The organism is Protofrankia sp. CiP1_Cm_nod1, from assembly GCF_920888515.1.
Classification (GTDB): Bacteria; Actinomycetota; Actinomycetes; order Frankiales; family Frankiaceae; genus Protofrankia.
In genome coordinates, this window is record NZ_CAKKTM010000015.1 from 1 (window position 1) to 9,191 (window position 9,191).

The window sequence follows — 9,191 nt, forward strand, 5'->3', positions numbered from 1 at the left end:
GGCCCGGCGACGGCGGCCCCGCGGCCGGGCCGCGGAGGGCACGACGTCCGCGGGCAGGCGACGGCTGCCACTTCCAGTACTGATAGCACTACTGATCGCCACAGTTGCGATCACCGCGCTGGTCACCCGGTCGATCGCCGGGTCCAGCGGATCCTCCGAAGGCGCGCCGGCCCTGACCCGGGCGGTGCACGGGCCCGGATCCGAAGATGGCATCGTCACCGGTGACAGTACGACCGGGACCAGCGGTGTCACGGACGGCAGCCGGATCACCGGCGGCCCGGCCGGCCGCACGGACGCGGCCGGACCAGATGTCCGGGAAGCGTCCGCGGGTACCGGCCCGGGAAGCGGAAAGGCGAGCACGGGTGGCAGTCGTGACTGAGGTGTTCGGGACCGAACCTCGCCTGGTGGGCGGGCGCTATGAGCTGGGCGAGGTCCTCGGGTACGGCGGCATGGCCGAGGTCTACCGCGGCCGGGACGTCCGGCTCGGCCGCGAGGTCGCGGTCAAGGCGCTGCGGGCCGACCTCGCCCGGGACCCCACCTTCCTGGCCCGCTTCCGCCGCGAGGCGCAGTCCTCGGCCGCCCTGAACCACCCGGCGATCGTCTCGGTCTACGACACCGGCGAAGATCTGATCAACGGCACGACCGTCCCGTACATCGTGATGGAGTACGTGGAAGGCCGCACCCTGCGGGACGTGCTCCAGCAGGAGGGCCGGTTCACCGAGCGCCGGGCCATGGAGATCACCTCCGACGTGTGCGCCGCCCTGGACTACAGCCACCGGATGGGGATCATCCACCGGGACATCAAGCCCGCCAACGTCATGCTGTGCCAGGACGGCTCGGTCAAGGTGATGGACTTCGGCATCGCCCGGGCGACCACCGCGACCACGTCCAACATGACGCAGACCGCCGCGGTGATCGGCACCGCCCAGTACCTGTCGCCGGAGCAGGCCCGCGGCGTCCGGGTGGACGCGCGCAGCGACGTCTACTCGACGGGTGTGCTGTTCTACGAGCTGCTGACCGGGCAGCCGCCGTTCCGCGGCGACTCGCCGGTGGCCGTCGCCTACCAGCACGTACGGGAGAGCCCGCAGCCGCCGTCCAGCCACGACCGCACCATCACGCCCAACGCCGACGCGATCGTGCTCAAGGCGATGGAGAAGGATCCCGACGACCGCTACTCCACCGCCGGGCAGATGCGGGACGATCTCGAGCGGGCGCTGGCCGGCCGGCCCATCTACGCCCCTCCCCCCCAGCTCGACAACGACCAGCTCACCACCCGGCTGGGCGTCTCGCCCACGGCCACGGCGGGGACGCACCTGATCTCCCGCGGCCGCGGCGGCCCCTACGACAACGTCCCGGACGACCCCTACGGCCGCACCGGCGGCTACGACCGGGCCGGCTTCGGCGGCCCCGGGGGGGGCGACGGCGGGCCACCGCCGGAGAAAAGACGTTCGGACGCCTGGAAGTACATCCTCGCCGGCCTGTCCGTGGTGGCGGTGTTCGTTGTCGTCACCATCATCGCGACCAACATGCTCGGCGGCGGGGGCGGGAACGGCCACGACACCGCCGCCGACACCGCGACGATCCCGACGAACCTCATCGGGCAGAAGTACGAGACGGCCAAGAACAGCCTGAGCTCCGCGGGCTTCACCAACGTCATCTCGAAGCCCACCGACAACAACGAGCCGAAGGACCAGGTGCTCAACGTCGAGCCGGCCCCGGGCACCGCCGTGTCGAAGAGCGCGCAGATCACCCTCATCATCTCGAAGGGGCCGGGTGACCTCACCGTTCCGGACGTGGCGGGGCTGACGCAGGCCGCGGCCACCGCCAAGCTGAAGGCGGCCGGGCTGGTGGTGAAGACCTCCGCCTTTACCGACGCGACAACCCGCCGGGCCGGGCTGGTCGAGTCCAGCGACCCGGCGGCGGGGACGTCGATCACCCCCGGCGAACAAGTGATCATCTACGTGGTGAGCGCGCAGGCGACCGTCCCGAACGTGACGGACCAGCCCGTCGACCCCGCCAAGGGCGAGCTGGAGCGCTTCGGTTTCAAGGTCGTCCAGCAGGCTGTCGCGAGCAGCAAGCCGACGGGCACCGTCGTCTCCCAGAGCCCCGGCGGCGGCCTGGCGACCCGTGGGTCGACCGTGACGCTCTACATCGCCCAGCAGCAGCCCGCCGCCACCGAGATACCGACGTCGACACCGACCGCCACCACGACACCGAGCCAGACACCGTCGCCAAGCCCGACCCCCTCCAAGCGGGGCCTCGATGACGTGCTCAACCCCCCTGGCAGGGTGTAGCGGCGCTGCCCCCACGGCCGTCCCGTTCGAGGCACCCACCGGAGCCCCGACAGGGATCATCTGGTGGACCCCGCCGGGCGGCACCCTCCGTCAGGCGAAAGCTGCCTGACGGAGGGTCTCGACCTCGGCCGACAGCGTCGGCGCGACCGATAGCGCGGTGTCGTCCCCGCAGACCGACAGCCAGCGAGCCAGCAGCAGATGACCACCCTGCGTAAGCACCGATTCCGGGTGGAACTGGACACCCTCCAGCGGAAGGGCCCGGTGCCGCATCGCCATCACCACACCGCTGTCGGTCCAGGCGGTCACCTCGATCTCCGCCGGGAGGGTCGCCCAGTCCACCGCGAGCGAGTGGTAGCGGGTCCCGATGAACGGTGACGGCAGGTCCGCGAGCACCCCGGCCCCCTGGTGGCGCACCACGGACGTCTTGCCGTGCAGCAGTTCGGGCGCCCGGCCGACCGTCGCGCCGAAGGCGACCCCGAGAGCCTGATGCCCCAGGCACACCCCGAGCATGGGGATGCCGGCCGCCGCACACGCCCGGATCATCGGCACACTGACCCCGGCCGCCTCCGGCGTGCCCGGGCCGGGCGACACCAGCACCCCGGCGACGCCGAGGGTCGTCAGCTCGTCGACGTCGACCTCGTCGTTGCGGCGGACGACGCTGTCCGCGCCGAGCTGGCCCAGGTACTGCACCAGGTTGAACACAAACGAGTCGTAGTTGTCGACCACCAGGATTCGCATGTTCCTCCTCTTACCACCGAACCCGCCCCGCCACCGGGCCAGCCGCGGAATCCGGCGGATCCCTGGCGCGGGACGCGACGGTGGCCGGCCCGGGAGCGTCCAGCCGGGCCACGGTCGGTCAGTTGCCGTCGGTGGCGTTTGGCCCGGCGGCGGCAGTCGGCTCGGCGGCGGCAGTCGGCTCGGCGGCGGCAGTCGGCTCGGCGGCGGCAGTCGGCTCGGCGGCGGCCGGCCGCTGGGCCTTTGCCCGCTCCTCGTCACGCAGCGCGCGGCGCAGCACCTTGCCGATCCCGATCTTCGGCAGCGGCTCCGACCGGAATTCGATGATCTTCGGGACCTTGTAGGCGGAGAGCCGTTCGGAACAGTACGCCCGCACCTCGTCGACGGTGAGCGACGCGTCGGGCCGCAGCACCAGGAAGGCCTTCACCGTCTCGCCACGGTACGCGTCCGGGACGCCGATCACCGCGCTCTCGGCGACCTCGGGAATCCCGGCGAGCACATCCTCGATCTCGTTGGGCGAGATGTTGAACCCGCCCGCGATGATGAGCTCCTTCTTCCGGTCGACGATCTCGAACCAGCCGGCGGCGTCCATCTGGGCGACGTCGCCGGTGAACAGCCATCCGTCGTCGCTCAGCACGGTCCTGGTGGCCTCCGGGTTCCCCCAGTACCCGGCGAACACCTGCGGGCCCCGGATGAGCAGTTCCCCGGGCTCCCCCAACGGCACTTCCCGCGTGTGGTCCTCCAAGTCGACGATCTTCGCTTCGGTGGACGGGAAGGGCAGGCCGATCCAGCCGGGGCGGAGCTCGCCGCGCAACGGACCGGCATGGGTCACCGGGGATGCCTCCGTCATGCCGTAGCCCTCGACGACCGGGGTGCCGGTCGCGCCCTCCCACTGCCGCTGCAGCTCACCGGGCAGCTTCATCGCGCCGGAGATGCACCCGCGGATCGAGGTCAGGTCGACGTTCTTCGACCGGGGATCGTCCAGCAGCGCCCGGTAGATCGGCGGCACTCCCGGGAAAATGGTCGGACGATGCCTGGCGATGGCGTCGAGCACCAGAGCCACGTCGAATTTCGGTACGAGCACAACGTGTGCGCCGATCAGCATTCCCACTGTCATGCACAATGTCAGCCCGTACGCGTGGAACATCGGCAGGAGGGCGAGGACGACCTCCCGCCCGGCCTGCGCGTCGGCGAACCACGCCCGGCACTGCACGGCATTGGCGACGAGATTACGGTGGGTCAGCATCGCGCCTTTGGCCGGACCGGTCGTCCCCGTCGTGTAGAGCAGGACCGCGACATCGGACATGGCCACCGGCGCCGACGTCCGTACCGGTGCGGCCCGGCCACTGCGGTACACGTCGAGGAAAGCGTGGGCGCGGGCGCCGGCGGGCAGCTCCGTCACGATTTCGGCGCGTTTCCGGCGGGCCGGCGGAATGGGCAGCCGCAGCAGCAACTGGTCTTTTTTCGGCAGAAAGTCGGGAATCGATGTGGAGATCACCTCGCGGACCATGGTCCGGCCGGAGCGGCGGGCCGCCTCCACCACCGCGTAGGCACGGTCCAGACACACCACGTACTCGGCCCCGCAGTCGGCAAGCTGGTGGGTCAGCTCGGTCTCGGTGTAGAGCGGGTTGGCCTCGGCCACGACCGCGCCCAGCCGCAGGACGGCGTAGAAAGCAATCACGTGCTGCGGACAGTTCGGCAGAATGAGCGCCACCCGGTCACCCGCGACGACGCCGAGCCTCGCCAGGCCACCGGCGAACGCGTCGACATACTCGCGAAGCCGACTATAGGTCAGCGTCGTCCCGAAGAAGGAGATCGCCGGGTTCGCGGGAAACTCCGCGACGGCGTTCTCGAACATCTGGCCCAGCGTGATATCGGGGATCTCGACCGCGATGGGGACGCCGTCAGCGTACGACGACTGCCACGGCCGGTCAGCATAGGTGCCGGTCTCGAGCGTGCCGGTCTCCCGCTCGGTTGTCGATCCACCTGGCATCGCGGACACCTTCCCTTGTCGGACTGCGGTTGGGCGTCATTCTGGCAAGGAAGTGGCAGGGAAACAGCTCCCGGGAGGGGCGATTTCCCGATCACCGTCACGCACGGCCCCCGTGGCCGTCGCCTCGGCGCCCATGACGGTATCCACCGCCGTATCCACGGCAGCAGTCCACAACGTATCGACAATATTGTCACGTTTTGCCACCGACCCGGCACCCCGCCGGACGGCTCGTGCCCCGCCCCCTCCCACCCCGGCACGCCCATGCGCTCTTCCCGCCCCGGCGTTGACACGGCGCGCACGCTCCGGCCACGAACCACCACGCCAGCATCGGAACAGGGGCCGGCCAGAGCCGAGGCCGGGGCCAGGGTCGGAGCCGAGGTCGGGGCCAGAGCCGGGGTCGGGGCCAGAGCCGGAGCCGGAGCCGGGGAGCCCGTCGGGCGCGTCCCGGGACGCCCACGGCGCCGGAGCCCTGGGCCTGCCGGGACCGCCCGGATTCCCGGCTCCCGAAGGCGGGCGCGGGAAATCAGGAGCATCTGCTTCCGCCCTTCCGGGTGCCCCGACGCGTCCCGGCACAGTGGATGTCTACCCTGTGAAATGGGCGATCCGTACCCGTGCGGCCTACCGGCCCACCGGCGGCACGGGCGGCACTTCGCCCATGGTGATCATACAGTGCACCGAGGAGCTCTGAAGTGCCCGTTTCCCGGCGTCGCAAGAAGAAGTCGACCAGCGCACCACCCCAGGCCACCCAGCCGCGCAAGCGCAAGCCACCGTCGCCGCCCTGGGTGGGTGCGCTGATCCTCGCGCTCTTCCTGATCGGTATCACCTGGCTGCTCGTCTACTACTTCTCCAACGGGGACATCCCCGGAATGGGCGGCCTCGGCGCCTGGAACATCCTCATCGGCTTCGGCTTCGTCGTGATCGGCCTCGGCGTCTCCACCCAGTGGCGCTAGGAGCGCCGGTCAGGTAACCATACGTATCCCCGCGAACGGTGGCGCACCTCGATGGACGCCGGCCACCGGAGAAGATCGGCGTAATTTTGTCGTTGTGTACGCTTTTGCGGCCAAAAAGCGTACACAACGACAAACTCGCCTGGATCATGGCCTGTGCGGGTGGTCGTGGATGGGATTCGCACCACTTGGCCGGCACTCCAGGCCTTCGCCAGCGGGCCTTTCCCCGGCGGGTCCTCGATCTCCCGCAGATCCACCGGTCTCCCGCAGATCCGCGGGCGCCCGGGTCGGCGGGCGCCCGGGTCGGCGGGTACCCGGGTCGGCGGGTACCCGGGTCGGCGGGTACCCGGGTCGGCGGGTACCCGGGTCGGCGGGTACCCGGGTCGGCGGGTACCCGGGTCGGCGGGTACCCGGGTCGGCGGGTGTCCGCCGGGCGGATCCGGCTGGGGACCGGGTTGATCGCCGGGCGGCCGCGCCGCGGGATGGACGGAACTTCCACCGGTGTTATTCATCCCCAACGGTTGTCCACAGTGTGGATATCGTCGCGGGTGAGCATCGTTATGGGTGAGCACCCGCGGACGCACCGCTGCAGGCGACGCCACGGCGCTCCATGACACACGGGGATATACCGGAACATTTATGGAAATACGGGCCGCGACCGTGACGCGCGGGGCGCAACAGGTCAGGACGCCGGGGCGGGCCCGGGCTCGCCCGCGGCCTCCTCGGCCCGGATCACGTGCATGACCGCGTTGATGAGAGCCAGATGGGTGAACGCCTGCGGGAAGTTCCCCAGGTGCCGGCCGGTGCTCGGGTCGAGCTCCTCCGCGTAGAGGTCCAGCGGGCTGGCGAAGCTCAGCAGGCGCTCGCAGTGCTGCCTGGCGCGGACCACCTCACCGATCTCCACCAGGGCGGAGATCAGCCAGAACGAGCACATGAGGAAGGCGCCCTCAGCCCCGGTCAGGCCGTCGTCGGTCTCCTCCACGCGGTAGCGCAGCACCAGGCCGTCGACCGTCAGCTCGTCGGCGATCGCGAGGACAGTCGCGCGTACCCGTGGATCGGTCGGGGGCAGGAATCCCAACAGCGGCATGAGCAGCAGCGACGCGTCCAACGCCTTCGAGCCGTAACACTGGGTGAAGACTCCGCGCTCGTCGAGACCGTTCGTACACACGTCGGTGTGTATCTCGTCGGCGACAGCCGCCCAACGGGCCGCGGTCTTGGCGTCCCCGCGCATCGCGGCCAGCCGCCGGCCCCGGTCGGCGGCGACCCAGCACATCACCTTCGACGAGGTGAAGTGCCGTAGTTCCCCCCGCACCTCCCAGATGCCGCAGTCCGGCTCCCGCCAGTGCTCGGCGGCGGTCTCCACCAGCCTGACCAGCACCGGCCACAACCGCTCCGACAGATAGTCGCGCGAGCGGGTGTGCAGGTAGACCGAGTCGAGGATCGCGCCCCACAGATCGTGCTGGCGCTGGGAGAACGCCGCGTTGCCGACCCGGACCGGGAACGCCCCGTCGTAGCCGGACAGATGCCCGAGGATCTGCTCGTCCAGCCGGCTCTCGCCACCGACCCCGTACATGATCTGTAGGTCGTCGCCGTTCTCGCAGACGTCCGCGATGAACGAGAAGAAGTCGTTCGCCTCGTAGTCGAGCCCCAGGGTGTACAGGCCCCACAGCGCGAATGTGGAGTCACGGATCCAGCTGTACCGGTAGTCCCAGTTACGCTCCCCTCGCGGCGTCTCCGGCAGGGACGTGGTGGACGCCGCGAGCAGCGCCCCGGTCGGGGCGTAGGTCAGGCCCTTGAGCGCCAGCGCGCTGCGCTGCAGATGCCCACGCCACGGGTGGTCCGGGAAGACCCCGCGGGAGAGCCACTGCCGCCAGAACGCGGTCGTCCGCGTCACCGCCGCGATCGCCTCCGCGTAGCTGGTGGGCAGGAAGGGGTCGCTGGCCCGCCAGGTCAGGGCCACGAAGGCCGTCCCGCCTTCGGCCAGGGTGGTCCTCGCGTGTGCCCGGCGGCCGTCGAAGCCCAGCCGGAGATCCGTCCGCAGCCGCAGGGTCAGCTCGGGATGCGAACGGATCCGTGGGCCGGGCCGCTCCGACGGGCCGCGCCGGCCGTCGTCCGGCTTGCCGCTCGGTGGCACGGCGCCATCGGCCCACACTCCTGTGCCGCCACGGACGGTGACCGCGCTGCCGTAACCGGCGTCCTCGTACGCCCAGCTCGCTGGCCGGCGGCCGTAGTCGAAGTTGGGCTCGCACAGCAGGGCGAGATCGACGGTGCCGTGCTCACAGCGCGCGAGCCGGAGCAGGACGTGTTCGGCGTCCCAGTCCGTCGGGGTACGCCGATGGGTGTTGGACCGCTGTTGGGTGCGGTGCCAACGTCCGACAATGAGACAGTCGGTGACGATGAGCCAGCCGTTGGGTGTCTGCCAGGTGGTCTCGAGGATGTTCGTGCCCGGCAGGTACCGGCGCCCGGCCGGGATCATCGTCCGCTCCGGGCCGAACCGGAAGCCGCCCGCCGACCGGTCGATGACCGCGCCGAACACCGACGGATCGTCCGGACGCGGCAGGCACATCCACTCGATGTTGCCGCTCGGGGCGACCAGACATGTGGTCTCACAGTCGGAGAGGAAGCCGTATTCGGCGATGGGCGGGAACGGGCTGACGCTGCCACGCCGGGTGGGCGGCGACACGGTCTGGAACGCTGTCTGGAACGAAGCCACGTCCGCTCTTCTCCTTCTCCGGCCGCAGGCCCCGGCGGCGGGGTGCGGTACACAGGGCCAGGCCGTCATCTGACGTGACGTTGAGAAAGCGGATAGTAATCGCCATGAAGATCGACCATGCGCAGGCCGGGCAGCGGCACGGCCCGCGCGGGCCAACGGCGGCGCTGCCCGGACGGCCGTCGGCCCCCAGACCAACGGCCACGCTGCCCGGACGGGGCCCGTCGGCCCGCGGGCCGACGGCGATGCTGCCCGGGCCGCCGGATGTGCTGTGCTGGGCGACATGCGGGATGAGGACTTCGCCGACCGGGACATCGCCGGCGCCGGACGCTCCGACGGCACCGACGGCGGCCATACCGGCGCCGATGTGGGCGACGCGCGTGCGAGTGGCACGGGGGCGGACGGCGCGGGCGGTACCGGTGCCGGCCGCGCCGGTGGGGCCGGCGCGCACACCTGGTCGCCGTCCTGGTGGCGGGTGGCCGGGTGCGCCCTCGCCGGCGCGTTCCTGCTCG

Annotated in this window: 5 protein-coding genes and 2 pseudogenes; 4 read left to right on the plus strand and 3 right to left on the minus strand. The window is 70.9% G+C overall.

All coding sequences use genetic code 11. From position 1 onward, the window contains the following. Positions 1-379 (plus strand): annotated as a pseudogene (locus NBX02_RS00895) (serine/threonine-protein kinase); the annotation flags it as partial. Next, entirely contained in the window at positions 363-2,294 is a 1,932-nt protein-coding gene (pknB, locus tag NBX02_RS00900; protein WP_250282943.1) for a Stk1 family PASTA domain-containing Ser/Thr kinase, read from the plus strand. The pseudogene NBX02_RS00895 and the gene pknB, both read left to right, overlap by 17 nt. Positions 2,295-2,384: 90 nt before the next feature. On the opposite strand, the gene NBX02_RS00905 is transcribed toward pknB, so the two are convergent. Together NBX02_RS00905 and NBX02_RS00910 are read right to left on the minus strand one after the other, a co-directional pair. Further along, positions 2,385-3,032 carry an aminodeoxychorismate/anthranilate synthase component II gene (locus NBX02_RS00905; RefSeq protein ID WP_250282945.1) on the minus strand — a complete coding sequence of 216 codons (648 nt, stop codon included), beginning with the start codon at positions 3,030-3,032 and terminating at the stop codon, positions 2,385-2,387. A gap of 118 nt (positions 3,033-3,150) precedes the next feature. Then, positions 3,151-5,022: an AMP-binding protein gene (locus tag NBX02_RS00910; protein WP_250282947.1), complete on the minus strand. Its 1,872-nt coding sequence runs from the start codon at positions 5,020-5,022 to the stop codon at positions 3,151-3,153. A 689-nt stretch (positions 5,023-5,711) separates the two neighbouring features. Here NBX02_RS00910 and NBX02_RS00915 point away from each other — a divergent pair. Further along, entirely contained in the window at positions 5,712-5,972 is a 261-nt protein-coding gene (locus NBX02_RS00915) for a cell division protein CrgA (protein ID WP_250282949.1), read from the plus strand. A gap of 679 nt (positions 5,973-6,651) precedes the next feature. Here NBX02_RS00915 and NBX02_RS00920 read toward each other — a convergent pair. Then, on the minus strand, positions 6,652-8,751 hold the full coding sequence (locus NBX02_RS00920) for a glycoside hydrolase family 15 protein (RefSeq protein ID WP_445548189.1): 2,100 nt from the start codon (positions 8,749-8,751) through the stop codon (positions 6,652-6,654). Positions 8,752-8,962: 211 nt separating this feature from the next. On the opposite strand from NBX02_RS00920, the pseudogene NBX02_RS00925 reads away from it, so the two are divergent. Beyond that, positions 8,963-9,191 (plus strand): annotated as a pseudogene (locus NBX02_RS00925) (hypothetical protein); the annotation flags it as partial.